This window comes from Dactylosporangium sp. NPDC051485, from assembly GCF_040682015.1.
GTDB lineage: Bacteria > Actinomycetota > Actinomycetes > Mycobacteriales > Micromonosporaceae > Dactylosporangium.
The window spans coordinates 35,332-60,688 of record NZ_JBFAZW010000074.1 but is presented as its reverse complement, the minus strand read 5'-3'; the positions used below and the strand labels follow the sequence as shown (position 1 = coordinate 60,688).

Genomic DNA, 25,357 nt, shown 5'->3' with positions numbered 1-25,357 from the left:
AGGGGCGAGGCGCCGATCCGCGGCCGCGCCGCGGTGCGGCCGGCGACGCGCAGCCTGCCCGCGCTCGGCGAGCCACCCGCGCCGGCCGCCCGGCGACGGGGCCGCTCGGCGGGGATCGCACTGTCGGCGCTCGGCGCGGCCGCCGTCGCCGCGTTCGCGCTCGGGACCCTCCCGAGCCGATCCGACCACCCGGGCGCGGCGCCCACCCCCGCGGACACCACCCAGGCCCCGCCGTCCGCGGACACCCCGAGCCCAACGCCGAGCGACACACCGACCGAGACCCCGAGCCCAACCCCGAGCGACACACCGAGCGACCCGACCGAGGCGACGCTGGCCGCGGCCCGCGCCGCCGTGCAGGCCCAGGCCGGTGACGGCGGCCTGGACAGCCGTACCGCGCGTGAGCTGAACCGCCGGCTGGACAACCTCGCCCGCGAGCTCGCGCGCGGCAACGACGACCGCGCCGCAGCGGAGGTGGCCAGTCTCCTCGACCGGCTCGACCAGCTGCACCAGGACGGCACGTTCACCGGCACCGGGTACGCGGCGGTGCTCGCCCTGGCCGACCAGCTCGCGGCGAACCTGCCGGCCCCGGCGGCGTCAACGGGCGGGACCGACCCGACGCCCGAGCGCTCAGGCCGTCGGCCCAGGGTCTGAGCGCCGGGCGGCCGGCTTCAGCCTCGCTGACAGCGCCGCTTCAGCCTCGCTGATAGCGCCCGGTGAGGCGGCCCGAGGCCAGCACCTTGCCCGCCGCCGCCCGTCGCAGTTCGACGGCCGACGCGCCCGCGGCAAGGCGGAGCGGTTCGGACAGGGCCAGGACTTCGAACACGTACCGATGTGACCGGCCACGGGGCGGGATCGGCCCCCGGTACACCCGCTTGCCGAAGTCGTTCCTGCCCTGCACGGCGCCCGTCGGCGCCTCGCCCTCACCCAGGCCCGACAGCTCGGGATCGATACCCCACATGACCCAATGCGTGAAGGTACCGCTGGGGGCGTCGGGGTCCTCGACGAGCACGGCCAGCTCAGCGGTCTGCTCCGGCAGTCCGGTGAAGTCGAGCGGCGGCGACACGTCGACGCCATCGCCCGTGAAGCGCCGAGGAATCTCGTCGCCCTCGCGGAACACCGGGCTGGACACAGCAATCGTCACCAGTGCCTCCGGATTACTGCGACGGGGTCAGGACGTCGTGTAGACCTTCCCCACGAACTCGGCGAGCCGCCGATCGTCGAGGTTGCGGGCCAGGTCGGACTCGCTGATCATGCCGACCAGGCGATGGTTCTCGATGACCGGCAGCCGCTTGACCTGGTGGTCCTCCATCTGCGACAGCACCTCGTTGACGCCGGCGCCGGCGTCGACCCAGACCAGCTCACCCCCGGTCAGCTCACGCACCAGGACCTGGCCGGGCTCCTGGCCCTCGGCGATGCACCGCACGACGATGTCGCGGTCGGTGATGATGCCGTGCAGCCGGTCGTCCGCGCCGCAGATCGGCAGGGAACCGACGCCGAGATCACGCATCTTCCGCGCGGCGGACGCGACGGTCTCGCCCTCGTCGACGCACTCGGCTCCGGGGTGCATGATGTCTCTGGCCTGCCGCTCCTGCTTCTCGCGAAGCGCCTGCTCATGGTCATCCACAGCGCGCAGCTTGCTGGCCACGGCCTCACGTGTCGCGTGGCCGGTGTGTTCGGCGTAGCTGGCCTTGCCGAGATCGTACAGCAGCCTTTCGCGCTGCCGCTGGGCTCGGGTCTCGTCCACCCGCGCCCGGCTCGTCGCCAGGCCACGCTTGGCGGACTTCATCATCTTGTCGAAGGCCATGGTGCCCCCTCTCCGGCGTACCTCAGCGCAAGAGCGCCAACAACGACGGTGCTCCGCCAACGCTACGTCGCCGCCGCCGCGACGGCGCCACCTCGCCGGCCATCCGCCCCCGGTTGGCGGCCCGCGGGCCCAACTCGGCGCACCGGGCCGATCGCGGCCGGTTCTGTGCTCGCGGCGACCTGGAAGCACGCGCCTGAGCACATCGCTGGCCTCCGGCTACTGGGGATCAAGGGACCCCGTTAGCGGTCCAGCCACTTGAGCATCGCCTGGTTCGTTGCTTCCGGCTTTTCCTGCTGGATCCAATGACCGCAATCCAGACTGACCACTTCCACATTCGGCACGAATTCTGCCAGCGTTTCAGACCTCGCGACCGCATCACGGTCGCCGTAGATCATGAGGGTGGGCTGCTGGATGATCGGGTCCACGTCCGCCAACAAGCGCCAGTTGCGGTCCAAGTTCCTGTACCAATTCACACTGCCCGTGAACCCCGTTGCTTCGAAAGCGGAGACGAAGACGGCCAGTTCACAGTCGCTCATGACGGGCTCACCGAGGGGTGTTTCCGCTCTGGCAAGATTGATCAACGACATACCCGGCCGAGGCTCCGCGGGGGGCCCGTTCTTCCGGTACAGGTTGCGAAGGAACCGGAACGTATTCGCTTCGAATACGGCATCCGCGACGCCCGGCCGTCGATTGAAGTGGACAAAATAGAAATCGCCGCCAAGCGCCTCTTCCATGGACTCGATCCAGGGATTGTCTCCGCGCTCGGGGTAAGGCAGGCTCAGGTTGATCACCTTGTTGACCCGGCTCGGATGCAACAAGGTCAATCCCCAGACAACAAATGCGCCCCAATCATGGCCGACAAAGGTGGCATCTTCGTATCCGTAGTGATCGAGCAGCGCGACAAGATCACCCGACAAGTGCTCGATGTCATAGTCGGTCACTTCGGTCGGACGGGATGAGTTGCCGTATCCGCGTTGGTTCGGGACGATGACGTGGTAGCCCGCCGCGGCGAGAGCAGGCATCTGATGGCGCCAGGAAAAGGCGTGCTCCGGCCAGCCGTGACAGAGCACGATGGGCCTTCCTGCGTTCCGCCGGCCCGCTTCGAAGACTTCGAGTTCCACGCCGTTGACGGCAATGATGGTGGGTTCGGGAAAATCGGCTGGATCGACGGTGTGCGCCGGTGAGGTCATGTCGCCATCCTGCCGACCGAAACCGGTCACCCCATGACCGGTTCTCTGTGGAAATGTTGTCCGGGTGCGAGCCGACCGGCTGATGGCCATCCTCCTCCTGCTCCAGCAACGCGAGCAGGTGACAGCAGCAGAGGTCGCCCGGGAGCTGGAGGTCTCCGAGCGCACCGCCCGCCGCGACCTCGACGCCCTGGCCATGGCCGGGGTGCCCGTGTACTCCATGCAGGGCCGGGGTGGCGGCTGGCGTCTCCTGGGCGGCGCGCGCACCGACCTGTCCGGGTTGACCGCGGGTGAGGCACGCGCCCTGTTCCTGGCTGCCGGCCCGGCGTCGGCTGCGGCGCCGGCCGTGAAAGCGGCGCTGCGCAAGCTCGTCCGTGCCCTGCCGGAGCCCTTCCGGGTGCAGGCCGAGGCGGCCGCGGCGTCGTTGGTCATGGACCCGCAACGATGGGGGGCAGGTCGGGTCGAGCACCGGCCGCCTCGCTTCCTCGACGAGCTCCAGGACGCGGTGATCCGCGGCGTCCAGGTGCGGCTCGGCTACGTCGACCGCGACGGCGTCGAAACCGAGCGAACCGTCCACCCGCTGGGCATCGTCGCCAAAGGTCCGTGGTGGTACCTCGTCTGCGACACCGAGGCCGGTCGGCGGACGTTCCGGATCGACCGCGTGTCGTCCGCCGACCCGACCGGCGATCTCGTGCACCGACCCGAGGACTTCGACCTTGCCGAGAGCTGGCGCGAGATCGCCGACGAGGTCGACCGCAGGCGAACGCCCCTCGAGATCCAGGCGGTATGCGCGCCCCACGGGATGAGCCTGCTCCGGATGATGCTCGGCGATCGGCTCGACATGGGAGGCGCCACGACCGACGGCCGCATCGAGGTCGTGATCCGCGGCTACAACGAGTACGCGCTCGCCGGCGAGCTTGCCGGGCTCATCGAATGGCTCGAGGTGACCGGCCCCCCGGGTGTCCGAGACCACCTGGCCGCGATCGGCAACGCGCTCGTCGAACGATACGGCTGAGATCCGTTCCGGCAGACACCCGGTCACGACGTCGGCGCGTCCGCCGGCCTGGCTCGCTGCGGGTGGATCGTCTCGTGCCGGGCCAGCATCGCCACGTACTCGGCGATCTTCCGGGTGCGCGTCTCGGCCCGCTTGACGGCATTGACCCGGCCGATGAGGGCGAAGCGGTTGGTCTTGGTGAGCACGTCGAACATCGCCTGCGCCGCCGGGTCGGCGGCGACCGCGGCTCGCAGGTCGGCCGGCACCTCCGCTTCCGACGACGGCGCATAGGCGGCCGTCCACCGCCCGTCGGCCTTCGCGGCGTCCACCGCGGCGCGACCGGCGGGCAGCATCAGGCCGGCCGCCTCCAGCCGGGCCACGTTGACGACGTTGCGTTGAGACCAGATGCTGCGGGACCGGCGCGGGGTGAACCGCCGCCAGGAACTCTCCTCGTCACGCTTGCGGGCCTGCCCGTCGATCCAGCCGAAGCACAGTGCCTCGTCGACCGCCTGCTGCCAGGTCAGCGTGGTGACGGAGCCGCCCTTCCTGGTCAGGGCGAGCCACACGCCGGGAGAGGCGGTGTGGTTGTCCAGCAGCCACGCGCGCAGCACCGCGCCGTCAGCCACGATCAGCTCGTCCAGTTCGGTTCCGGCCACCACCGCAGGCTAGTGCCGCAACCCGGTGTTGCGACCTGTCGGGGTGACTCGTTGAGCGATCATGCTGGGTGGCGAGGTACTCGCGCAGTAGTGACATGGGGCTGCGGCCGATACCCCAGCCACGTCATGCCTGCATACGCGCCTCGCGACGTCGTCGCGCAAGACTCCTGTACTCGGCCGGTTCATGCTTGTGGCGACCTGGGAGAACGTGCCTGAGCACGTCGCTGGGGCCTCCGGCTACTGGGGGTCAAGGGGTCGTGGGTTCAAATCCCACTGTCCCGACCGGCTAGGGGTTTCTGCAAGCGTTCGGTTTCGTGGCGACAACCTTCATCGGCGGCGGGGCCGGCGGCGCAGCGCGTGGCGCGACCGCCGCGGAGCGTGCCGCGATCGCCGAGGATCGAGCCATTGCTCAGTCCGAGGCAAAGCGGCTACCTGCGGCCCGCGGTGCGAGATCGACAACCGGAAGCTCAACTACCTGTATAACCGCGATATCAAGCCGAACGACCACAACTCACCGCGAGCGAGACAGAACGAGGCCCAGTTGGACCGGATCGGGCTGCGCGACACCCCGGAGAACCGGGCTTACGCCGCAGGGCACATGCGCAACAGTACCGGGAACGGATTCGAACGCACCTTCGAGAATGAGTACGGCACCTACGGCGTCACGAACTCGGCGCTGCACGGACCGTGCGGCGCGGTCAATGTCGAAAGCGGGACCGCCTGCAAGATCCAGGACGCTGATGTCGCACCGCGTTCACAGTGCGGCACCATGAGCCATGCAGCCCGTCATTCGTCGGGGAAGAGGTAGGAGACCGCCGCCCGGACCGTCTCCAGGAGGGTCGTGTCGCTCTCCCGCCCGTTGGCCCGGAAGAGCAGCTCGCTGAACCAGACTCGGGTCAGCAGCTTGATCCGCATCAGGTTATCCGGGGTGGGCGGCGCCGGCGGCCGCGCCATCGCGGCGAGCACGGCGTCACGGATCGAAGTGCTGATGCGCGTCTCGTCCGCGCCCGGCTCGCCCGCCACGACGACCCAGGCGTGCAGGATCGCCGACGACAGCTCCGGGTTGCGCAACATCGACCTGGTGGTCTGCTCGATGACGGCGAGCACCCGCTCGGCGGACGTGCCGCCGCGGGGTTGCCGGCGGCGCACCCGCAGCCGCTCCAGGCTGTCCGCCATCACGCCCAGCAGCAGATGGTCCTTGGACGGGAAGTAGCGGTAGACCGTCGCGAGCGCGACGTCGGCGGCGGTGGCCACCTCCCGCATGCCGACCGCGCCGTAGCCGCCGCCGATGGCGAGCGACACCGCCGCGTCGAGGATGCGGGCCCGCCGTGACTGCTGGGATGCGGAGAGTGAGCGCCGGGCCGGCGTCGCCGCGACTGGATCGCCTGACATGCCGAGCACCCTAGATGATTGATGCCTTGAAGATTCGGGCGTGTGTCGCTGCTGGATAGATCGGGGAGGGTGTCCAAGATCAGCGTTGCTGACCCAGCCGCCGAACTCTTGGAGCCCGTCGTTGGACGCTGATCTGGACACCCTCGTGACCGCACTGCACGTGGAGATCGATGACCTGATCGAGCGGCCCTGCGGCCGGGGCCGCCGCCCGCTGCTGTCCCACGCTGAGCTGCTGTGCCTGGCGGTGATGCAGGTGCTGCTGCGTTACCCCTCCGAGCGGCACTGGCTGCGCTACGCCAACAAGCATTTGCGCGGCGCGGCAGCCCGAGGGCGGCCAGCCAGGACCAGAGGTCCGCCGCCGGTGTCCTCGGCGCCGACCCGGCGGGCCGCGGTCACGAAGTTTCGGCGTACTCAGCCGGTGAGCACCTCCTCCAGCAAACGCTGGACCTCCGGGCCGGCCAGCAGCACAGCACCGTCCAAAAACAAGTACACGTTCTTGATCAGAACTAGAACATGTACTAGATTTTGGACGACGTCAACCCCCCCCACTCCCTGGAGCCGCACATGAAGCAGGCCGTCATCGTCGACGCCGCGCGCACGCCGTTCAGCCGGCGCGGGGGTGCGCTGTCCGCGCTGCGCCCGGCGGAGCTGCTCGGCCTGGCCCAGCGCGGCGCGCTGCGGCGCACCGGCGTCGACCCTGCGCTCGCCGAGCAGGTCATCGGCGGCTGCGTGTCGCAGGTGGGCGAGCAGGCCAGCAACGTCACGCGCACGGCGTGGCTGCACGCCGGCCTGCCGGAGGCGACCGGATGCACCACCGTCGACGCCCAGTGCGGCCGCGCCCAGCAGGCCGCCCACCTCGTAACGGCGCGGCTCGGGCTGATCGCCACGGCCGCCGCGACGATCGACGAGCGGCTGTGAACGGGGCACCCCCGGCCGGCCCGGCGAACCTGGCCGAGCTCGTCCGCGCGACCCGGGAGTTGATGGTGGCGGTCGGGCTGACCGACGTCGACGAGGCGGACGTACGCGCGGCCACCGACGCGATCACCCGGGTGACCGCCACGCTGCGCGAGCGCAGCCGATCGCGCCTGATCCGCCGGTTGGAGGCCAGCCCGAACGGCGACGGGGCGCTGCACTCCACCGGCGAGGCAGTCTCCGGCAGCCTCAACCCGCTCGCCGCGCCGATCGTGATGACCCCCGACGGCGAGGGCGGGCTGACCGCGACGGCGCGGGTGAGCCCGCTCGTGGAGGGCCCGCCCGACGCCGTACACGGCGGCTACCTCGCCATGGTCGTGGACAGCCTCATGGGCCAGCTGATCCGCACGACCGACGTGCGGGCCGTCACCGGCACGCTGCTGTTGCGCTACCGACACCGCACCCCGCTGGAGGAGGAGCTGACCTTCGCCGCGCGGATCACCGAACGGGCGGGGCGCCGGATCAAGGTACACGCCACGGTCACGGCGGGCGGCCTGGTCACGGTCGAAAGCGAGGCGACGTTCGTCGAGGTGGCCGCCTGACGCTGGGGAGCAGCACCGCGTCGCCGACCGGCAGGACCCGGGTGCCGGCGGCGGCGCCGTCACGCCGGATGCCCTGCAGGAAGACCGACACGAAGTTGGCGGCGAGCTGACGGGTGGTGTAATCCTCAGTCGGGGTGAACCAGCGCACCGACAGCCACAGGGCATCGCGAACCAGGCGGTGGAGCACCCGTGGGGGCACGTCCGAGCGGAACACCCCGGCGGCCACGCCGGCCTCGAGCAGGTCGAACCAGCGCCGCTGCACGCAACCCACCGCCTGCCGGATCTTGTCATAGCTGGCGAGCGAGTGCAGGTACTTCCCACTGTTCTGGTAGATCTCCATGGCGTACGGATGGGATTCGATGATCGACAGCGAGCCCTCGACCAGCCGCACGAACTGCTCGGCCGGGTCGATATCGGCGGCGATCGCGCCGTAGCAAGCGTTGAGGTCTTCGAGGTAGCGGATGACGATGGCGGCCACCATGTCGTCCTTGGACCCGAAGTAGTGGTAGAGGGTGCCGGACAGCACGCCGGCGACGTCGGCGATCTCCCGGACCGTGGTGGCCGAGACCCCCTTGATTGCGAAGAGTTCCGCCGCCTTCTGCAAGATGAGCGATCGACGATCCTGCGGTTGCACCGGCTGGCTCCTGTCCGACGGCAACGTTTCGACGATGTCCAACCGCTAGACGCCTGTCACGCCGGGGTGGGGCGCCCCCGCGTGGCCGCGGGCCGAGTGCCGGGGGATCGGAACCGGGGTCGCCGCGAGGAGCCGCTTGGTGTACTCCTCCGTCGGCGTGCGGAAGATCTGCTCCACGCTGCCGCGCTCCACGACCTGGCCCGCGGCCATCACCAGCACCGAGTCGGCGATCACCTCGACCAGCGCCAGGTCGTGGCAGACAAACAGGTAGGCCAGCCCGAACTCCTCCTGCAAGTCCTTGAGCAGGTTGAGCACCTGTGCCCGCACCGACACGTCGAGGGCTGCGACGGGCTCGTCGCACACAATCAGGCTCGGGTTCAGCGCGAGCGCCCGGGCGATGGCCACGCGCTGCAGCTGGCCGCCCGACAGCTCGGCGGGATAGCGGGCGAGGTAGCGTGATCCGAGCCCGACCGTGTCGAGCAGCTCGGCGACCCGCCGCTCCCGCGCCGCGGCGTCCATTGCGGAATGGACCACCAGCGGCTCGGCGACCGCGTCGGCCACCTGCATGCGCGGATCCAGGGAGCTGTACGGATCCTGAAAGATCATCTGCATGCGCCGGCGGAGGCGGCGCAGCTGGCCGCCCTTCAGCGAGCGCACGTCGACGCCGTCGAAGGTGATCGTTCCCGTGTCGGGTTCGACGAGCCGCAGCACCATCCGGCCGACGGTCGACTTCCCGGCACCGGACTCCCCGACCACTGCCAGGCACTCGCCACGATCGATCGTGAAGCTGACGTCGCGGACCGCATGCGTCCACCGGTTGCGCCGCCCGAGCAGGTCGCGCCCCGAGGAGAACGACTTGGACAGGCCCGTGACCTCGAGCAGGCTCATCCGGCCGCCACCCCTTCCAGCGCGATCTCCGCGGCCCGCACGCACCGGGACAGGCTCCCGGCAGGTGAGGGCAGCAGCGGCGGGTGGGCGGCGTCGCACACCCCCGGGACGGCGAAGCCGCAGCGGGCCTGGAACCGGCAGCCCGGCGGCCATGTCCCCGCGGACGGGACCTGACCCGGGATCGAGGCAAGCCGATTCCCGATGCCCCGGCGGGGATTGGGGATCGACGCGAGCAGCCCGGCCGAGTACGGATGCTGGGGTTGGTAGAACACATCCCCGGCGGTGCCGTCCTCGATGATCTCCCCGGCGTACATCACCACGACCCGCTCGCACAGGTCCGCCACGACGGCCAGGTCGTGGCTGACGAACAGCAGCGCGACCCCGGTCTGCTCCTGCAGGTCGCGCAGCAGCGCCAGGATGCGCTCCTGCACGGTGACGTCCAGCGCGGTCGTCGGTTCGTCCGCGACGAGCAGGCGCGGGTTGGTCGCCATCACCATCGCGATCATCACCCGCTGGCACATGCCGCCGCTCAAGGCGTGCGGGTAGTCGTCCATCCGGGACTCGGCGCGGGGGATCTCGACGAGCTTGAGCATCTCGATGGCCCGCGCCCGCGCCGCGCGCCGGCTCAGGCCGAGGTGGCGCCGGACGGACTCGGCGATCTGGTCGCCGACCGTAAAGGCCGGGTTCAGGCTCCGCGTCGGCTGCTGAAAGATCATGCCGATCCCCCCGCCGCGCAGCGCCCGCCACTCCCGCTGCGGCAGCGACGTCAGCTCCCGGCCGTCGAAGGCGATCGATCCTGCCGCGATCCGCCCACCGGTCAGCGGGGTCAGGCCCATCACCGCGAGCGAGGTGACGGTCTTGCCGGAGCCTGACTCACCGACCAGCCCGACCGACTCTCCCTGCCTCACCCGCAGCGACACGTCGGAGATGGCCCCGACCCAGCCGCCGCCACGCGCGGGGAACTCGACGCTCAGGCCGCGGACGTCAAGCAGGTCCGGCGCTGTGGTCATATCGATGGTCATCGCATCAGCCCTACTCCGCTCGCGTCCGGGTCAGGCCCCGGCGCACCCCGTCACCGAGGTAGGTGAAGGAGAGCACGGTCAGAAAGATCATCACGCCGGGTGGCCAGGCCATGAACGGCGCCGTGTCCATGTTCGCGGCCGCGGTGGTGAGCATCGATCCCCAGCTCGCGGCGGGCGGCTTCACGCCGAGGCCGAGGAAGCTCAGGCTCGACTCCGCGGCCACCGCCGCACCCAGCGACACCGAGGTCACCAGGACGATCGGCGGCAGCACGTTGGGCAGGATGTGCCGCACGACCGTCCGCGTGCCGGTGCAGCCCAGGGCGATGCTCGCCTCGATGTACGTCTCGTGGCGCACGTTCATCGTGCTGGCCCGGGCCACCCGGAAGAGCCGCGGCGACATGATCAGCCCGATCGCGAGCATGGCGTTGGTGATGCCGGGGCCGAGCACGGCGACGATCGTGATGGCCAGCACCAGCGATGGAGTGCTCATCAGGGCGTCCATGACGCGCACGAGCACCACCTCCAGCCAGCCCCGCACGTAGCCGGCGATGATCCCCAGCGGCAGCCCGATCACCAGCGCCAGGCCCGCCGCCTGCACCGCCGCCACCAGAGAGACGCGGGCGCCGAAGATGATCCGGCTGAGCACGTCGCGCCCGTAGTCGTCGGTGCCCAGCGGGTGGTCGCCGCTCGGCGGGCGCAGCCGGTTGAGGACGTCCTGGGCGTTCGGGTCGTGCGGCGCCACCACGGGGGCCAGGATCGCCGCGACGATGAGCAGCAGCAGGAACCCGCCGGCGACCACGGTGGAGGTGCGCCGCAGGATGCCGCGCAGGAGGTTGGTCTCGACCGCGCCGCCGCCCGGCTGCTCAGCAGGCGGGGCCGGCGCCACGGTGGTGGTGATCATGTGCGCACCTTCGGGTTGAAGTAGCCGTAGGAGATGTCGATGAGCAGGTTGACCAGGACCACGACGGTCGTCGAGAAGAGCACGAAGCCCAGCAGCACAGGGACGTCGCGGGCGAGGACGCTGTCGACGGCGAGCCGACCGAGGCCCGGCATGTTGTAGATGATCTCCAGGGTGACCGAACCGGCCAGCACTTCGGAGACCCGGAAGCCCAGCACGGTCACCACCGGCACGGCCGCGTTCTTCAACGCGTGCTTCAGCACGACGCTGCGCCGGCTCAGGCCCCGGGCCTCGGCGTTGAGGATGTAGTCGCTCGTGAGCACGGCGCCCAGCGACGAGCGCAGCTGCAGCGCCACCTCGGCCGCCGGTAGCAGGCCCAGCGCGAGCCCGGGCAGCACGAGGAAGGACAGCCACGTGTCGAACCCGTCGGCGAGCGGCCGGTAGCCGAAGGCCGGGAACAGCCGCAGCGACACGGTGAACAGCGAGGCCAGGACGATGCCGAACCAGAATGCCGGTATCGCGATCGCGATCGAGGACACCCAGTTGACGACGCGGTCGAGGATGCCGTTCGGGCGCAACGACGCCAGGATTGCGAACGCCATGCCGAAGACGACGGCGATGACCATGGCGACCACGACCAGCGAAACGGTCGTCGAGGCCCGGCGCACGATGAGGTCCGTGACGTTCTGGTCGGACATGAACGAGACGCCGAGGTCGCCGTGCATCGCCGCCCAGACCCAGTGCCCGTAACGGGCGAACATGGGCTCGTCGAGGCCGAGGCTGTGCCGGATCATCGCGATCCGGTCGGGGGTTGGATTGTCGCCCGCCAGGACGTAGGCCGGATCACCCGGCGCGAAGTCGATCAGAGCGAAGACGAGGAACGGCACGATGAACAGCAGCGGCATTGCCGCCAACAACCGCTTTCCCGCGAAGCGAAGCATCGGAGTGCACCCGACCTCTTCCCGACGGCTCGGTCGTCGAGCGACCAAGCGCTTGTTTACATCACCTCAACCACGGCGCCGCCGCGCTGGTCGTCATGTCCGACCGGCGGTACCGCACCGCGCTCAGCCGTGCGGCACCATCGCGTTGAGCAAAGCGGAGCGCATCGGCTCCGGCACGGGCACCGGCCCGATGGTCACGTTGACCAGCCACGCCCGCGCTACGAGCGCCGCGTCGTCGTGCCGTACCATCCGGAAGCCCCAGCGCAGCGATGTCCGGCCCACGTGCTCGACCAGCAGCGACAGCGCGATGCGGTCGAACACCCGAGCCGGGGACAGGTACTCGCACTGTGCCGCCCGCGAGACGATCCGGAAGCCGAACCGCTCTTCGAGGGTGTCGGGGCGCAGGTCGTTGAGGTACAGCCACTCGGTCTGGACCCGTTCCATCCACGGAAACCAGGCCCCGTAGTAGATGATCTGCGCGGGGTCGCAGTCGGCGTAGCCGAGCCGCAGGTCGATGCGGTGGATCTCCGGCATGGCGGTCCCGTCGCGATCACTCAGCGGCACCGAGGATCAACCCGCTCGTCGGCACGGCCGTGCCGGACGTGACGATCACGGTCTCGACGCCCTCGGGCTGGTTCACCGACGTGCCCCGCACCAGCCGCACAGCCTCGGCGATGCCATTCATCCCGTGCAGGTACGCCTCGCCGAGCTGCCCGCCGTGGGTGTTGGTCGGCAGCCGCCCGCCGATCTCGAGGTTTCCGTCCGCGATGAACGCCGCTGCCTCGCCGCGCCCGCAGAAGCCCAGCTCCTCCAGCTGCGGCAGGACCAGCGGCGTGAAGTGGTCGTAGATGACGGCCGCGTCGATGTCCTGCGGCCCTAGCCCGCTCTGCGCGTAGAGCTGGCGGGCAACCAGCCCCATCTCGGGGATGCCGGAAATCTGCGGCCGGTAGTAGCTCGTCATGAGGTGCTGGTCGTCGCCGCTGCCCTGGGCTGCCCCGAGGATCCGGACCGGGCGGTGGCGCAGGCCGGCCACCCGGTCCTGGGCGGCGACGACGATCGCCTGGCCGCCGTCGGACTCCTGGCAGCAGTCGAGCAGGTGCAACGGCTCGGCGATCCAGCGCGACGCCTGGTGCTCGGCGAGGGTGATCGGGCGCCCGTAGAACCACGCCTTGGGGTTGTTCGCGGCGTAGGCGCGGTCCACCACCGCCACACGGCCGAAGTCCTCGCTCGTGGCGCCGAACTCGTGCATGTACCGCCGGGCGAAGATCGCCACCTCCTGGGCCGGGGTGTTGAGCCCGAACGGCGTGAGCCAGGAGAAGGCGGCCCGATCGGCGCCGGCGGCCATCGGGCGGTCGGCGTGGCCGAGCCCGAAGCGCACGCCCGAGCGCTCGTTGAACGCCCGGTAGCACACCACCACGTCGGCGACTCCGTGCTCGATCGCCAGCATCGCCTGCTGGACGGTGCCGCAGGCCGCGCCGCCGCCGTAGCCGACCCGCGTGAAGAAGGTCAGTTGGCCGATGCCGGTGTTGCGGGCGACCTCGATCTCCGGGTTGCTGTCGTTGACGAAGGTGACCAGGCCGTCCACATCGGACGGTTCGAGGCCGGCGTCGGCCAGTGCGTGAAGCACCGCCTCGCAGGCCAGCTGCAGCTCGCTGCGCCCGGAGTGCTTGGAGAACTCCGTCGCACCGATCCCGGCGATCACCGCACGGCGGCTCATGCCGTCACCTCCGCTTCGCTCCGGCAGCGACACGAGCTGGACGGGTTCCGGTCCGGCCAGGCGAGCGTCGCGTTGCCGGTCAGGTGCGCGCCGAGGGAGTTCTCGGCGCGGACATCGACGACGGCGTGGATGTCGCCCACCTCGGCCACCGTGCCGAGCAGCACCATGACGTCGCCGGCCTGGTTGGGCACGCCGAGCCGGATCCGCAGCGCTCGCACCTCGGCGCCGGGACCGGCCCAGGCCCGGACGAACCGCTCGACCAACGCGTTGCTGGTGAGGATGTTCATGAAGACGTCCTTGGTTCCGCTGTGCCGCGCCGCGTCCGGGTCATGGTGCACGTCCTGGTAGTCGCGGCTGGCGATCGCGCTGGCCACGATGAACCCGCGGGTGAGCGGCACCGTCAGCGGCGGCAGCGCGGCGCCGGGCGTGACGTGGTCGGGCACCCGGCTCATCGGGCCACCCAAACGGACTCGCCGGACGCGATCCGGTCGCCCAGGCGGGTCAGCACGTCGCGGTCGGCGCCGAGGGTCCCGGCGAGCTGCCGCGCCCACAGGTAGAACCGGTGGGCCGGGAAGTCGAGGTCGAGGCCGATGCCGCCGTGCAGGTGCTGGGTGCGGTGGACCACGTCCGGGCCGGTCTGCGCGGACCACCACTGCGCGACCGGCACCGACGTCGCGCGGCGCGCGGCGCGCTCGTCGACGTCGGAGACCGCCTGCCACAGGGAGACCGCCGTCGCCTCGATGTCCATGTAACAGTCGGCGAGTTTGTGCTGCACGGCCTGGAAGGTGGCCAGCGGGCGACCGAACTGGTGCCGCTGCGACAGGTACGACGCGGCCAGCGCGAGCGCGCCTCGCATCACGCCGATCTGGGTCGCGCACACGCCCAGCACGGCGACGTCGAGGACCGCGGCCAGCACAGCCTCGGCACCGTCGTCGCCGTCGCCGAGGCGGGTCGCCGGCACGTCGCGCAGGCCGAGGTGCGCCGCCGGCGCGAGGTCGGTGGTGGTCGTCGGCTCCCACGCCAGGCCCGGGGCCAGGGCGTCGACGAGGAACAGCCCGGGACGGCCGCCGGCCGACGCCGAGACCAGCACCGCCCCTGCGTCGGCGCCACCGAGCGGTACCGCGGCCTTCGTCCCGGACAGCCGCCAGCCGTCCCCGGCCGCCTGGGCCACCGCCGCGGGTGCCCAGGGGTCCGCCGGCCCGAACTCCTCCAGCGCGACCGTCACCCGCGGCGCACCGTCTGTGGCGCCCAGCCAGGCCTGCCGGGCCGGCTCCGGGGCGAAGTGGGCGAGCGCGTACGACCCGGTCAGCAGGGGCCACAGCGGCGCCGCCGCGGTCACCCGGCCCTGCTCCTCGAGCACGACCGTCGCCGCCGCCAGGCCGAGGCCAGCGCCGCCATGCTCGGCGGGCAGGTGCAGGCCGAGCAGGCCCGCCTCCGCCAGGGCCGAGCGCAGGCGAAGATCCGTCCCCGCCGCCTCGGGCCCGGCGGCGAAGTCGGCGAAGATGCGCGCCGCCAGCTCCTTGGCCGCCTGTGCCGTCTCGTCGAGCGTGAAGTCCATCAGTGCGTCTCCTCCGTGACGATGCGGAAGGCCGGGAGCGTGAGCTCGCTGTCGAGCTCGACCCATTTCAGGGCCACCGGGGCGTCCACCCGGACGTCCTCCGGCGCCGAACCGACGATGTTCGCGATCAGGCGGGTGCCCTCCTCCAGCGCGATCACGGCGATCACGAGCGGGTAGTCGAAGGCGGGATGCCGCGGATGGTGCGCGACGGTGAAGCTGTAGACGGTGCCGCGCCCGGTGGCCTGCACGGTGTCCCAGGCGAAGGACCGGCAGTGCGGGCAGCATGGCCCGGGCGGGTGCCGCAGGGTGCCGCACGCCGTGCACCGCTGTACCAGCAGCCGGTGCTCGCGGGCGGCGTCGAACCAGAACCGGTTGTCCGGGTTCAGCGCCGGCCGCGGCCGCGGCGGGTGCGGCGGCTCCGGCTCGGCCGGGGCGGCGGGGCGGAACCGCAGGGTCCGCCAGCGCTGGGTCGCGACGACCGCGCCGGAGGCGTCGGTGTAGGTGCGCACCGTCTGCAGGAACCGTCCTGGCCCAAGCGCGGTCCGCTTCTCCGGCGACACCGACTCGAGGAACTCCTCGACCTCGATGTGATCGCCGGGCACGAGCTCGCGCGCGAACGCGAACTCGGAGTCGGTGGCCACGACGGCCGTGTAGCCGGCGGAGGCGAGCAGGGCCAGCAGCCGGGACTCCTCGGTCTGCGGGCCCGTGCCGGCGGCCCGGCGCTGGTGTGCGGCGTATCCGCGCATCGTCCACGCCTGGACCATCGTGGCGGGGGCGACCACGCCCGGCCGCCCGGTGCGCCGCGCCGCGGCGTCGTCGGTGAAGACCGGGTTCTCGTCGCCCATCGCCTCCGCCCAGTGGCGGATCATCGGCCCGTTGACGGGGTCCTGCGCCGGCATGCGCGGCGACAGCACGCGGCCGACGAACGCAGCCAGCGCCGCCTCGAAGTCCGCATCGGTCATGATCGGCCCCGCCGCGGCAGTCCGAGGCCCTTGACGGCGATCATGTCCCGCAGGACCTCGTTGACCCCTCCGCCGAAGGTGTAGACGAGCCCGGTGCGCGAGGAGTGCTCGAGCTCGCCGTCGAGGACCGCGCCTGCCCCGCCCGGGCGGATGCGCCCGGCCGCGCCGACGATGGCGCTCAGCGTGCGCTCGATGTCGATCTGTGCCTCCGACCCGTACGTCTTGACCGCGCCCGCCTCCGGGCCACTCAGCGTGCCGTCGGCCACCGCGCAGGTCATCCGCCAGTTGAGCAACCGCATGGCCTCGAGCTTCGCGTGCAGCCGGGCCAGCTCCTCGCGCACCCAAGGGCGCTGTGCCGCACCCGACGCCCGTGCCCAGGCCACAGTGTCCTCCCAGAGCCGCTGCATGCGGCCGCTCTGCGCGGCGAGGCCGACCCGCTCGTGGTTGAGCTGGGTCGTGATGAGCGCCCAGCCGCCGTCAAGCTCGCCGACGACGTTGCCCAGCGGGACCCGGATGTCGGAGTAGTACGTCGCGGTGACCGACAAGCCGCCGACGGTGCGGATCGGCGTCCAGGAGAACCCGGGGTCCGCGGTGGGCACGATGACGATGGAGATGCCCTTGTGCTTCTCGGCGTCCGGGTTGGTCCGGCAGGCCAGCCAGACGTAGTCAGCGGTGTTCCCGCCGGTCGTGAAGATCTTGCTGCCGTTGATCACCAGGCTGTCGCCGTCGACCACCGCCCGGGTGGACAGCGAGGCCAGATCGGTGCCGGCGCCGGGCTCGGTGTAGCCGATGGCGAAGACGACGTCGCCGGAAACGATCCGCGGCAGGTACTGCCGCTTCTGCTCCTCGGTGCCGAACTCGATGAGCGTCGGGCCCACGGTGTTGACCGTGACGAACGGGAACGGCAGCCCGGCCCGGTGCAGCTCGTCGAAGAAGACGTACTGGTCCTCGAACGAACGGCCCTGACCGCCGTACTCCTTGGGCCAGCCGATGCCGAGCCAGCCGTCCTTGCCCAGCCGGCTGACCACCTCGCGGAACCGGTCGCCGCCGGCGCCCTCCGCACTGAGCTCGCGCCGCTCCTGCGGCGACGCGAAGGAGGAGAAGTAGCCCCGCAGCTCGCGCCGTAGCTCGAGCTGAGCGGGTGTCTCATGCAGGTCCACGTCGGTAGCTCCTCACATCGGCAGGAAGCGCAGGCGCCCATTGGTCTGGAACTCCTCGCGCAGCAGCCGCTTGTCGTCGTCGGTCATCGGCGTGTAGGCGGGCCCCGTGCGCCCGGCCCACCAGTAGACGGGGTCCGCGCAGCGCCAGCCCTCGACCTTCACGTCCTTCTTGCGGATCTTCCCGGACCCGGTGGTGGGCAGGCCGTACGAGAATCGGACGTACCGCGGGAGGTCCTTCGACCCGAGGTCGTCATGCGCGGCGAGGAACTCGGCGAACCGCAGGTCGTCGAAGGTCGTGGCCGGGGACACCTCGACCGCCGCCATCACCTGGTCGCCGGACCGAGGATCGGGCACTGCGAACACGCTCGCCGCGAGCACCGCCGGATGCCGCTGCAGCACCCGCTCGACGTGCAGTGCGGAGATGTTCTCCCCGTCCACGCGGATCCAGTCGCCCTCGCGACCGGCGAAGTACATGAACCCGGAGCCGTCCACGTAGCCGAGATCGCCGGTCCAGTACCACCCGTGCCGGATCTTCTCGGCGTTGGCCTCCGGGTTGTTGTAGTAGCCCTCGAACTTGGCCTCGCCGTTCAGGTCGACGATCGCGCCCACGGACTCCTCCGCGTTGGTCACCCGCCCGTGCTCGTCGAGCACCGCGGGCGGGCAGACCTGGCGCGTCTCGGGGTCCACGACCACGACGTTCGGGCCGGTGGGGCGGCCGAGCGCGTTGGGCGGAGCGTCCGGGCTCGGCACGACGAAGCCGCCGGCCTCGCTGGAGCCGAAGCCCTCGGTGAGCCGGCAGCCGAAGCGGCGCAGGAACTCCGCCCGGTCCGCCGGCGAGGCCTCGGTGCCGAAGGCGTGCACCAGCGTGTTGTCTGCGTCGTCGGCGCGCGCCGGGGTGGCCAGGAGGTAGCCGACGGCCTTCCCGACGTACGTGAAGTAGGTCGCCCCGTACGCGCGGACTTCGGGCAGGAACCGCGAGGCGGAGAAGCGCGGGGTCAGCGCGATGCACGCCCCCGCGACGAGCGCCGGCGCCCACAGCGCCATGAGGGCGTTGCCGTGGAACATCGGCATGCAGCAGTAGCAGACGTCGTCGGCGCTGAGGTCGAACCGGTTCCGGTTCATGTACCCGAGGCCGACCAGTCTGCTCTGCGAGCAGATCGCCGCCTTCGACGCCCCGGTGGTGCCCGACGTGAACAGCAGCAGCATCCGGGTGGCCGGGCCGACCTCCGGCGCGACCGCCGGGGCGTCACTCTCCCCGGCGACCAGCTCGGCGTACTGCGGGGTGTCGACGAGCAGGTACCGCTCGGGCGCGACCCCGACGTCGAGCCCGCGCAGCAGCTCCAGGCCGGCCGCGTCGGTGACGATGAGCTGGCAGTCGGTGTGCGCGACCTCCTGCTCCAGGTATTCCCCGCGCTTGGTCGAGTTGATGCCAACGATCGTGGCGCCGGCCAGCGCCGCCGCCCCCAGCCAGAACGCGAACTCGGGGACGTTGTTCAGCAGCACGCCGATGTGGAAGGGGCCGGGCCGGCGCAGGCGCTGGGCGAGCGCGGCGCGCGCCGCGCTCGCGCGCACCACCTCGTCCCAGCTCCACGTGCGGTCGAAGGTCTGCAGACCGGGCCGGCTGTCGCCGCTGCGCCGCAGCAAGAGATCGGCCACGGTCTGCAGCCGTTGCTCCGTAGCCATCAGCGGACCATCGCCACGTAACGGAGGTCCGTGATGCCGATGCTCATCCAGGGGATGTTGTCGTAGCCGACGACCTTGGAGCCGGCGACGGCGGTCTGCGTCATGTTGCAGATCGGGATGAACCAGGCCTGCTCCATGATCGTCTTGGTGATGTCCTGATACAGCGGTGCGCGCTTGTCCTGGCTCAGCGTCGGGCTGGCGGCCGCGGTCGCGTCGTTCGCGAGCTGGGTGGCCTGCGGTTCGACGGCGAGCTTGTACGTGCCGCTCGGCGAGAAGTACGTGTTGAAGGTCTCGGCCGGGTCCACCTTCGGGCTGAACGAGTTGGCGACCATGAGCTCGAAGTCGCCCTTGATGAACCGCGGCTCGTTCTCGCTGGTCGGCACCGGGTTGAGGCTGGCCTGCATCCCGGCGGCCGACAGCGCCGCCTGCACGACGTTGGCCGACTGCTCGACGTTGCTGCCCGCGGGGAAGGTCACCGTGACCTTCGCGCCGCCGGCCTGCGACACCAGCTCCTTCGCCTTGCCGGCGTTGTGGGCGTACGGGTACTGGTAGTTCGGGATCGCCCACGGGGTGGAGTCGGGGTAGATCTGCTGGGTCGGCGTGCAGTAGCCGGAGAACAGCGCCTTGACCGCGTTCGGGTCGATCGCGTACGCGACCGCCTGCCGCACCTCGGGCTTGGCCAGGTCGCCCTGGTTGGCCCGCAGGTAGACGCCGAGGATGTTCCTGTACCGGGTCTTCGCGACGTTGAATTGGCCCTGTTCGGCGAGCTTCTGCACGGTGACGATGTCGGCCGGCGAGTTCGCGGTGCTCAGGTCGAGCTGGCCGGTCTGCACGCCGCGCACGCGGGTCGTGCCGTCCTGGATGAACGTGACGTCGATGCCGCCCAGGCGCCCGGCGGCCGGGTCCCAGTAGGTGCGCGGGGCCTTGGTCATCTTGAAGCCCTCGTTGGGCGTGAACTGCGTGACGACGTACGGGCCGGTGGTCGCGTTGCCGGGGTGATTGGCGAGATCGTACGACGGGTCGGCGATCGCCTTCGGGCTGATCATCATGCCGGCGTTGGTCGTGAACGTGGACGGAAGCTGGACGCCGCCGCCGGCGCGGAGCGTGAACCGCACGTGGGTGTCGTCGACCGCCGTGACGGCGGTGATGTCGGCGAGCGCGGACTTGAGCGTGCTCTTCTCGAAGGTCTTGCTGCGCTCGATGTTGGCCTTGACCGCGGCGGCGTTGAACGGCGTGCCGTCGTTGAAGGAGACGCCCTCCCGCAGGGTGAGGGTCAGGCTCGAGCCGTCGGCGGAGAACTCCCACTTGGTGGCCAGGCCCGCGATCAGGTTGTCGTTCTTGTCGAGCATCGTGAGCCGGTCGTACGTCAGGGCGAGGTAGCCGTTCTCGCCGTAGCTGGCGACCAGCGCGGGGTCGAACGTCCGGATCGGCGACGGGAGCGCGACCCGGAGGATCGCGTTGGGGTTGATCGCCCCACCGGACTCGCCACCCGAGGGGGCTTTCGCGGCGTCGGCACAGGCGGCCAGGCTCACCGAGAGGGCCGCCGCCAGCAGGGATTTCAAGACGAAACCAGGTCTAGGGACGCTCAAGTTCAGTCTCCTTTGACTGTGCAACCCAGCAAGCGCTTGTTCACGAAATTACGAATGTGCTCACAGACCGCGCCACCCCGTTCACCGCACCCGCGCGAGCAGCTGGCGAGCCTGCCGGATCACCGCCTCGTCCACCATCCGGCCGGCGTCGTCGAGCAGAACACCGTCCCCCGCGGCCGCTGCCTGCTCGAATCGCGCCACCAGCGCACTGGCCCGGTCAACCTCATTCGGTGCCGGCGTGAACACGTCGTTGACCACGGCGACCTGGGCAGGATGGATACATGCCCGGCCGACGAAGCCGAGGCGCGCCAGCGCCCGCGTCGAGGTATGGAAACCGGCGAGATCGCGGAAGTCGGTCGACACCGGCCCGATGGGGGGCGCCAACCGGCATGCGGCGCTGACCAGCACGACTTGGCTGCGCGCGTACAGCAGCTCCGGCTCCCCGTCGCCGGCCGGCAGCCCGATGTCGGCCCGAAGGTCGGCCTCACCGATCTGCAGCCGCTGAACCCGCGGTGCTCGGGCCACGCTTGACGCACGCAGGACCGCCGCGGCCGACTCCAGGATCGGGATCACGGCCACCCGGCCGGTCGGCAGCCCTGCGTCGGCCTCGGCATCGCGCAGCGCGGCGTCCAGCGCGACGAGGTCGGCGACCGACTGCGTCTTGGCAGGCATGACTCCGGCCAGACCTGGCCAGAGGACAGCCGCGGCATCCTCAAGACCAGCCGGGCCGGAATTGACCCGTACCCAGACCTCGACATCCGGGCGTGGGGCGCGCGAACGAAGCCACTCGGCGACGGCCGCGCGAGCCGCAGCCTTCGCGGCCGGGGCGACCGCATCCTCCAGATCGACGATGACCGCGTCCGCGCCCCGGTCCAGCGCCCTGGCCAGCATCCGCGGCTGATCGCCCGGCACATAGAGGTACGAGCGCGGTACGGCGGTCGACGGCGTGGTCATCCGCTACTCCCCCGGCCCCGGCGACCGCCCGGCCTTCTCGTCATGTGGCGCGCCGGACGGCGTGCGGACCGGGGCCGGCGCGGCGCGCGCGATCACGTCCAGCAGTGCGGTCAGGTCGGGCAGGTCGGCGAGTGCGTGGACGGTCGCGGCCATTTGCCTCGCGGCCGGTGAGTCACCCGCCAGACTCAGCACCTTGGCCAGCATGGCCTGGTCGTCCAGCGGTGCGTGGGGCCCGCCACGGCTGCTGGCCACCTCGCCGGTGAGCTCGCGCCCGTTGCGCAGGCGTACCACGACGCGGCCGGCCGCATCCGCGGCCACCGCACGGGACGGTGCGAGCACGGTGCGGACCCGGGCGGCGAGCTCGGCGACCGCCGGCCGGCCGACCGAGGCGACGTCGTAGGTCCCGATCGAAACGGAGCCGTCGACCAGCAGCGCCGCGACACTCCACGGCAGGCTGAACTTGGCTCCGTACGGAGTTTGCGGCTGCACCTTGTCGGCAGCGGGTTCGCAGACGATCGCGGCGCTGTCCGGGTGGACAAACGCGACGACCTCCGCGATCTCGGCGGTTCCGCCGGCGGCGAGCAGTTCGTCGCGCACGGTGGCGACCGCGTCGAGCGTCGCGTGCGAGAGCTGACATGCCGGATACGGCTTGATGGTGACTCGTGTGACTTCCCAGGTCTGGCCGAGCTCGCGCAGCACACGGGCGGGGTCGGCGGGTCGGTCCGACAGCGCTGCCCACAGTCCCGCGGCGCCGTCGAGTACCGAGTCCGGCCCGGTGGCGCCCGCGGCGGCCAGCCGGGCGGCGAGGATGCCGGCGTGCGATGCGAGGCCGGGGTGCAGCTGCTTGGTGGAGGATCCGGTGTGCAGAAACTCCATCAGGCCGCCCGCGCTGCTGCCGGCGATGCCCATGGCGTGCAGCGTCGTCGCGGCGTCCAAACCCATGAGCCGGGCGGCCACGGTCGTGGCACCGACCACGCCGGCCGCCTGCGTGGCATGGATGCCTCGCTGGTGGAAGCCGTACGGCGTGGCAGCCGCCACCCGGCAGGTGACCTCGTAGCCCACCAACGCGGCGGCCAGCACCTGCGCGCCGGTCGCGCCGACCTGTTCGCCAACCGCCAGCGCCGCTGGCAGTGTGACGGCGGTGGCGTGAACCAGCCCCTCGGCGTGGGTGTCGTCGAAGTCGAGGGCGTGTACCAGGGCGCCGGTGGCGAAGGCGGCGGCCGGGGCACCCAGCCGCCGGCCGGTGCCGAGGAGGGTGGCTTCTGCCGGACCGCCGAGTCCGCCCGCCACCGTGAGGGCAGGCGCCGCCGCGCCCGTGCCGAGCGCGCCGAGCGCGACGGCCAGTCCGTCGAGAAGATGCCGGCAGGCCGCGTCCTGGGCGCTGGGGGGTACGTCCTGGAGCGTCAGGCTGACCGCCCAGTCGGCCAGATGGGCCGCAACGGTCGGTGGGGTGGAGTTCATCGGGCGGCAGCCTCCGGCTCGGCGTCGTCCGAGCGTGGCTCGCCACCGAAGGCGGCGGCTCGTTCAAGCTCTTGTATCCGGGCCTCGTCGTAGCCGAGCAGGTCACGCAGCAGCGCCTCGCCGTGCTCGCCGCGCAGCGGCGCTCGCTGGTAGCCCGCAGGCTGTGCCCCTACCCGGACCGGTGAGGCAACACTGAGTACCCGACCCAGAACGGGGTGTTCGGTCTCGATGACGAGGCCGCGTGCCACGGTGTGCGGGTCGGTCAGCGCCTCGGCGACGTTCTGGATCGGTGCGCACGGCACCGAGGCCGCTTGCAGCAGCTCAACCCAATGCGCAACGGTCCGGGTGGCGAACACCTCGTCGAGGAGGGCGACGAGTTGTTCGCGGTGCTGCCCGCGGGTGGCGAACGTGATGAAGCGGGGGTCGGCGGCCAGTTCGGGCCGGCCGATGACGACGGCGAGTCGCTGCCAGAACTTCTCCTTCGCGCATCCGACGACAAGCCAGCCGTCGGATGCCCGGAAGGCCTGGAACGGCACCAGCGAAGGGTGCGCGGAATGCCTCGTGCGGGTCGGCGTGTAGCCGGCGGTGAGGTGCCATGTCGCGGGATAGGTGAGCAGCCCGATGGCGGCGTCATAGAGGCTGACGTCGCAGTCCATGCCGAGCCCGTCGCGGCGAGCGGCGTGCAGCCCGGCGAGCAGTGACATCGCGGCCACGAAGCCTCCGGAGTAGTCCACTAGGGACAGTCCGGACTTCGTCGGTGGCCCGTCGGGTTCGCCGGTGAGGTCCATCCAGCCGGTGAGGCCTTGCAGGACGTAGTCGTAGCCCGGTTGGGCAGAGCGCGGCCCGGTCATCCCGAAGCCGGTGAGGGAGCAACACACGATCCGCGGGTTGAGATGCTTGAGATCGTCGTACCGAATCCGCATCTTGGCCGGCACGTCGCCGCGCAGGTTGGAGTAGACGGCGTCGCTGACGCGCACGAGATCCTCGAAGACCGCGCGTCCCCCCGCCGTACCAAGATCCAGTGAGATGCTCTTCTTGCCGCGGTTGAACGTCTCGAAGAACAGCGAATGCTCGTCCTCGGCATACGGCGGCACGTACCGCCCGACGTCGCCGCCGACTCGGGGATCCTCGACCTTGATCACTTCGGCGCCGAGATCGGCCAGATGCAGGCTGCCGAACGGGCCCGCGCCGTACTGCTCCAAAGACACGATCCGGACATCCTCGAGTGGCTTCACCGCGCACCCCCGTTGTCTTCGTGTGTTTCCGTGCCCCGGTGATATGAGGCGGCCCACCCCTCGTCCGTTTGCGGCCGGACTCCGTCCAGCGGCGCGGCGCCACGTCGGTAGACATAGAACGTCCGCTCGAACGCGCACACCTGCACGCCGTCCTGGTTGATGGTCCGAGTGGCGACCGACACGACCCCCGCGTGCGGCCGGGTCGACGACGTCCGCTTCGACAGGACAGCGGACTCCGACCAGAGCGTGTCACCCGCGAAGACCGGCGCGGTCAAGCGGATGTCGTTCCAGCCGAGATTCGCGAAGGCGTTCTGGGTGAGATCAGTGACGCTTTGCCCGACCGCGATGGCGAGCGTGAGCGTGGACACCACGAGGGGGCGGCCGAACTCCGACCGGGCGGCGTAGGCGTCGTTGAAGTGCATCTGGTTCGTGTTCATCGTCAGCAACGTGAACCACGTGTTGTCGGCCTCGCTGATGGTGCGGCCCAACGGGTGCTGGTAAACGTCGCCGATCTCGAAGTCCTCGAAGAACCGCCCCTGCCACCCGGGTCTGATCGCCACCTGATACCTCCTGCGTCGATGCCGCCGATCGTAAAAGGTCGGACTTTAATGGTCAACCCCGAATCACAGCTCCGGTACATCGGTCTGAGGTGTTCGGCGGCAGTACCGAACCGTCGGGCACCAGGTCCTATTTCACCAGGCAGAAGGCCCTTTGCGCCAGCTCTTGCGCGCGGGACCACGCGTGCGCGCCGTGCACGAAGCGGCTGCACCAGAGCCTGGTGAGAGTCTTGTAGCAAAGACTCTGATGTTTTACTCTCAGGCCCAAGGCCGGCCGCAACACGAGGGCGGGAGGTGGCGACACGCCTCTGGCGGAGGGGGCCGGACCGCGCGTCCGGCAGCGGGATCCGGGTGCAGCCCTAGGCGCCGGTCCGATCAGCACCCTCGGAGCCGGCTTCCGTCCTCGGCGATACGACCCACTGACAGCCGCCGGCCTTTCGGATCCGTGCGGCATCTGTCGTGACCGAGGAGATGGACCACTCTTGATCAAGCTGGAAGCAACTGATGCGAAACGGCCGCCACGCACGTCAGGCGACATGACGGACTCCATC

Annotated in this window: 26 protein-coding genes and 2 pseudogenes; 6 read left to right on the top strand and 22 right to left on the bottom strand. The window is 70.8% G+C overall.

The window, feature by feature from the left end; genetic code table 11:
- Positions 1-651: pseudogene (locus tag AB0M46_RS34260) on the top strand (hypothetical protein); the annotation flags it as partial.
- Between the two features lie 40 nt (positions 652-691).
- Here AB0M46_RS34260 and AB0M46_RS34255 read toward each other — a convergent pair.
- From AB0M46_RS34255 to AB0M46_RS34245, 3 genes are all read right to left on the bottom strand, one after another.
- Positions 692-1,141, bottom strand: a complete 450-nt coding sequence (locus tag AB0M46_RS34255) for a YbhB/YbcL family Raf kinase inhibitor-like protein (RefSeq protein ID WP_363342947.1) — start codon at positions 1,139-1,141, stop codon at positions 692-694.
- Positions 1,142-1,168: 27 nt separating this feature from the next.
- On the bottom strand, positions 1,169-1,804 hold the full coding sequence (locus tag AB0M46_RS34250; protein WP_363342946.1) for a CBS domain-containing protein: 636 nt from the start codon (positions 1,802-1,804) through the stop codon (positions 1,169-1,171).
- A gap of 239 nt (positions 1,805-2,043) precedes the next feature.
- Positions 2,044-2,994: an alpha/beta hydrolase gene (locus AB0M46_RS34245; RefSeq protein ID WP_363342945.1), complete on the bottom strand. Its 951-nt coding sequence runs from the start codon at positions 2,992-2,994 to the stop codon at positions 2,044-2,046.
- A 64-nt stretch (positions 2,995-3,058) separates the two neighbouring features.
- Here AB0M46_RS34245 and AB0M46_RS34240 point away from each other — a divergent pair, with 64 nt between their 5' ends.
- Complete coding sequence (locus AB0M46_RS34240; RefSeq protein ID WP_363342944.1) at positions 3,059-4,006, top strand: WYL domain-containing protein; 948 nt, start codon at positions 3,059-3,061, stop codon at positions 4,004-4,006.
- 23 nt (positions 4,007-4,029) lie between these two features.
- Here the strand turns inward: AB0M46_RS34240 and AB0M46_RS34235 are convergent, their stop codons facing one another.
- On the bottom strand, positions 4,030-4,641 hold the full coding sequence (locus AB0M46_RS34235; protein WP_363342943.1) for a YdeI/OmpD-associated family protein: 612 nt from the start codon (positions 4,639-4,641) through the stop codon (positions 4,030-4,032).
- Positions 4,642-5,182: 541 nt separating this feature from the next.
- Here AB0M46_RS34235 and AB0M46_RS34230 point away from each other — a divergent pair.
- On the top strand, positions 5,183-5,449 hold the full coding sequence (locus AB0M46_RS34230) for a hypothetical protein (protein ID WP_363342942.1): 267 nt from the start codon (positions 5,183-5,185) through the stop codon (positions 5,447-5,449).
- Here AB0M46_RS34230 and AB0M46_RS34225 read toward each other — a convergent pair.
- A complete protein-coding gene (locus AB0M46_RS34225; protein WP_363342941.1) occupies positions 5,428-6,033 on the bottom strand; it encodes a TetR/AcrR family transcriptional regulator in 606 nt (201 codons plus the stop codon). The two genes, AB0M46_RS34230 and AB0M46_RS34225, sit on opposite strands and share 22 nt — an antisense overlap.
- Positions 6,034-6,154: 121 nt before the next feature.
- Here AB0M46_RS34225 and AB0M46_RS34220 point away from each other — a divergent pair, with 121 nt between their 5' ends.
- The 3 genes and pseudogenes from AB0M46_RS34220 (at position 6,155) to AB0M46_RS34210 (ending at position 7,547) form a co-directional block, all read left to right on the top strand.
- The gene (locus AB0M46_RS34220) at positions 6,155-6,601 is read left to right on the top strand and encodes a hypothetical protein (protein ID WP_363342940.1); all 447 of its coding nucleotides are present in this window, start codon (positions 6,155-6,157) and stop codon (positions 6,599-6,601) included.
- Positions 6,598-6,927 (top strand): annotated as a pseudogene (locus AB0M46_RS34215) (steroid 3-ketoacyl-CoA thiolase); the annotation flags it as partial. The gene AB0M46_RS34220 and the pseudogene AB0M46_RS34215, both read left to right, overlap by 4 nt.
- A gap of 20 nt (positions 6,928-6,947) precedes the next feature.
- Positions 6,948-7,547 carry a hypothetical protein gene (locus AB0M46_RS34210; protein WP_363342939.1) on the top strand — a complete coding sequence of 200 codons (600 nt, stop codon included), beginning with the start codon at positions 6,948-6,950 and terminating at the stop codon, positions 7,545-7,547.
- Here the strand turns inward: AB0M46_RS34210 and AB0M46_RS34205 are convergent.
- The 17 genes from AB0M46_RS34205 to AB0M46_RS34125 all read right to left on the bottom strand — a co-directional run bounded on the left by AB0M46_RS34205 (position 7,504) and on the right by AB0M46_RS34125 (position 24,809).
- Positions 7,504-8,223 (bottom strand): TetR/AcrR family transcriptional regulator, encoded by a 720-nt coding sequence (locus AB0M46_RS34205; RefSeq protein ID WP_363342938.1) that lies wholly within the window; start codon positions 8,221-8,223, stop codon positions 7,504-7,506. The two genes, AB0M46_RS34210 and AB0M46_RS34205, sit on opposite strands and share 44 nt — an antisense overlap.
- A gap of 3 nt (positions 8,224-8,226) precedes the next feature.
- Positions 8,227-9,069 (bottom strand): ATP-binding cassette domain-containing protein, encoded by an 843-nt coding sequence (locus AB0M46_RS34200; protein ID WP_363342937.1) that lies wholly within the window; start codon positions 9,067-9,069, stop codon positions 8,227-8,229.
- The gene (locus tag AB0M46_RS34195; protein WP_363342936.1) at positions 9,066-10,091 is read right to left on the bottom strand and encodes an ABC transporter ATP-binding protein; all 1,026 of its coding nucleotides are present in this window, start codon (positions 10,089-10,091) and stop codon (positions 9,066-9,068) included. Before AB0M46_RS34195 ends, AB0M46_RS34200 begins: the two co-directional genes overlap by 4 nt.
- A gap of 10 nt (positions 10,092-10,101) precedes the next feature.
- The gene (locus AB0M46_RS34190) at positions 10,102-10,992 is read right to left on the bottom strand and encodes an ABC transporter permease (RefSeq protein ID WP_363342935.1); all 891 of its coding nucleotides are present in this window, start codon (positions 10,990-10,992) and stop codon (positions 10,102-10,104) included.
- Positions 10,989-11,930 (bottom strand): ABC transporter permease, encoded by a 942-nt coding sequence (locus tag AB0M46_RS34185; RefSeq protein ID WP_363342934.1) that lies wholly within the window; start codon positions 11,928-11,930, stop codon positions 10,989-10,991. Before AB0M46_RS34185 ends, AB0M46_RS34190 begins: the two co-directional genes overlap by 4 nt.
- 123 nt (positions 11,931-12,053) lie before the next feature.
- A complete protein-coding gene (locus tag AB0M46_RS34180) occupies positions 12,054-12,494 on the bottom strand; it encodes a hotdog domain-containing protein (protein WP_363342933.1) in 441 nt (146 codons plus the stop codon).
- A complete protein-coding gene (locus AB0M46_RS34175; protein ID WP_363342931.1) occupies positions 12,481-13,647 on the bottom strand; it encodes a lipid-transfer protein in 1,167 nt (388 codons plus the stop codon). The genes AB0M46_RS34180 and AB0M46_RS34175 overlap by 14 nt, the downstream gene beginning before the upstream one ends.
- Positions 13,644-14,099, bottom strand: coding sequence for an acyl dehydratase (locus tag AB0M46_RS34170; protein ID WP_363342929.1), 456 nt, complete (start codon positions 14,097-14,099; stop codon positions 13,644-13,646). Before AB0M46_RS34170 ends, AB0M46_RS34175 begins: the two co-directional genes overlap by 4 nt.
- Positions 14,096-15,205 carry an acyl-CoA dehydrogenase family protein gene (locus AB0M46_RS34165; RefSeq protein WP_363342927.1) on the bottom strand — a complete coding sequence of 370 codons (1,110 nt, stop codon included), beginning with the start codon at positions 15,203-15,205 and terminating at the stop codon, positions 14,096-14,098. Before AB0M46_RS34165 ends, AB0M46_RS34170 begins: the two co-directional genes overlap by 4 nt.
- A complete protein-coding gene (locus AB0M46_RS34160) occupies positions 15,205-16,167 on the bottom strand; it encodes a bifunctional MaoC family dehydratase N-terminal/OB-fold nucleic acid binding domain-containing protein (RefSeq protein WP_363342925.1) in 963 nt (320 codons plus the stop codon). The genes AB0M46_RS34165 and AB0M46_RS34160 overlap by 1 nt, the downstream gene beginning before the upstream one ends.
- Complete coding sequence (locus AB0M46_RS34155; RefSeq protein ID WP_363342923.1) at positions 16,164-17,327, bottom strand: acyl-CoA dehydrogenase family protein; 1,164 nt, start codon at positions 17,325-17,327, stop codon at positions 16,164-16,166. Before AB0M46_RS34155 ends, AB0M46_RS34160 begins: the two co-directional genes overlap by 4 nt.
- A 12-nt stretch (positions 17,328-17,339) precedes the next feature.
- Complete coding sequence (locus AB0M46_RS34150) at positions 17,340-19,010, bottom strand: AMP-binding protein (RefSeq protein ID WP_363342921.1); 1,671 nt, start codon at positions 19,008-19,010, stop codon at positions 17,340-17,342.
- On the bottom strand, positions 19,010-20,572 hold the full coding sequence (locus tag AB0M46_RS34145) for an ABC transporter substrate-binding protein (protein WP_363342919.1): 1,563 nt from the start codon (positions 20,570-20,572) through the stop codon (positions 19,010-19,012). The genes AB0M46_RS34150 and AB0M46_RS34145 overlap by 1 nt, the downstream gene beginning before the upstream one ends.
- 108 nt (positions 20,573-20,680) lie before the next feature.
- Positions 20,681-21,553 carry a CoA ester lyase gene (locus AB0M46_RS34140; protein WP_363342917.1) on the bottom strand — a complete coding sequence of 291 codons (873 nt, stop codon included), beginning with the start codon at positions 21,551-21,553 and terminating at the stop codon, positions 20,681-20,683.
- 3 nt (positions 21,554-21,556) lie between these two features.
- Entirely contained in the window at positions 21,557-23,014 is a 1,458-nt protein-coding gene (locus tag AB0M46_RS34135) for an MmgE/PrpD family protein (RefSeq protein ID WP_363342915.1), read from the bottom strand.
- Positions 23,011-24,249 (bottom strand): CoA transferase, encoded by a 1,239-nt coding sequence (locus AB0M46_RS34130; RefSeq protein ID WP_363342913.1) that lies wholly within the window; start codon positions 24,247-24,249, stop codon positions 23,011-23,013. Before AB0M46_RS34130 ends, AB0M46_RS34135 begins: the two co-directional genes overlap by 4 nt.
- On the bottom strand, positions 24,246-24,809 hold the full coding sequence (locus AB0M46_RS34125) for a MaoC family dehydratase (protein WP_363342911.1): 564 nt from the start codon (positions 24,807-24,809) through the stop codon (positions 24,246-24,248). The genes AB0M46_RS34130 and AB0M46_RS34125 overlap by 4 nt, the downstream gene beginning before the upstream one ends.
- Between the last annotated feature and the right edge of the window lie 548 nt (positions 24,810-25,357).

Bases quoted from the DNA above. Each gene is read 5' to 3' on its own strand.
- AB0M46_RS34160 (WP_363342925.1), bottom strand. From the start codon at position 16,167: ATGACCGATGCGGACTTCGAGGCGGCGCTGGCTGCGTTCGTCGGCCGC.
- AB0M46_RS34135 (WP_363342915.1), bottom strand. From the start codon at position 23,014: ATGAACTCCACCCCACCGACCGTTGCGGCCCATCTGGCCGACTGGGCG.
- AB0M46_RS34195 (WP_363342936.1), bottom strand. From the start codon at position 10,091: ATGACCATCGATATGACCACAGCGCCGGACCTGCTTGACGTCCGCGGC.
- AB0M46_RS34200 (WP_363342937.1), bottom strand. From the start codon at position 9,069: ATGAGCCTGCTCGAGGTCACGGGCCTGTCCAAGTCGTTCTCCTCGGGG.
- AB0M46_RS34225 (WP_363342941.1), bottom strand. From the start codon at position 6,033: ATGTCAGGCGATCCAGTCGCGGCGACGCCGGCCCGGCGCTCACTCTCC.
- AB0M46_RS34175 (WP_363342931.1), bottom strand. From the start codon at position 13,647: ATGAGCCGCCGTGCGGTGATCGCCGGGATCGGTGCGACGGAGTTCTCC.
- AB0M46_RS34185 (WP_363342934.1), bottom strand. From the start codon at position 11,930: ATGCTTCGCTTCGCGGGAAAGCGGTTGTTGGCGGCAATGCCGCTGCTG.
- AB0M46_RS34250 (WP_363342946.1), bottom strand. From the start codon at position 1,804: ATGGCCTTCGACAAGATGATGAAGTCCGCCAAGCGTGGCCTGGCGACG.
- AB0M46_RS34150 (WP_363342921.1), bottom strand. From the start codon at position 19,010: ATGGCTACGGAGCAACGGCTGCAGACCGTGGCCGATCTCTTGCTGCGG.
- AB0M46_RS34170 (WP_363342929.1), bottom strand. From the start codon at position 14,099: ATGAGCCGGGTGCCCGACCACGTCACGCCCGGCGCCGCGCTGCCGCCG.
- AB0M46_RS34165 (WP_363342927.1), bottom strand. From the start codon at position 15,205: ATGGACTTCACGCTCGACGAGACGGCACAGGCGGCCAAGGAGCTGGCG.
- AB0M46_RS34140 (WP_363342917.1), bottom strand. From the start codon at position 21,553: ATGACCACGCCGTCGACCGCCGTACCGCGCTCGTACCTCTATGTGCCG.
- AB0M46_RS34245 (WP_363342945.1), bottom strand. From the start codon at position 2,994: ATGACCTCACCGGCGCACACCGTCGATCCAGCCGATTTTCCCGAACCC.
- AB0M46_RS34190 (WP_363342935.1), bottom strand. From the start codon at position 10,992: ATGATCACCACCACCGTGGCGCCGGCCCCGCCTGCTGAGCAGCCGGGC.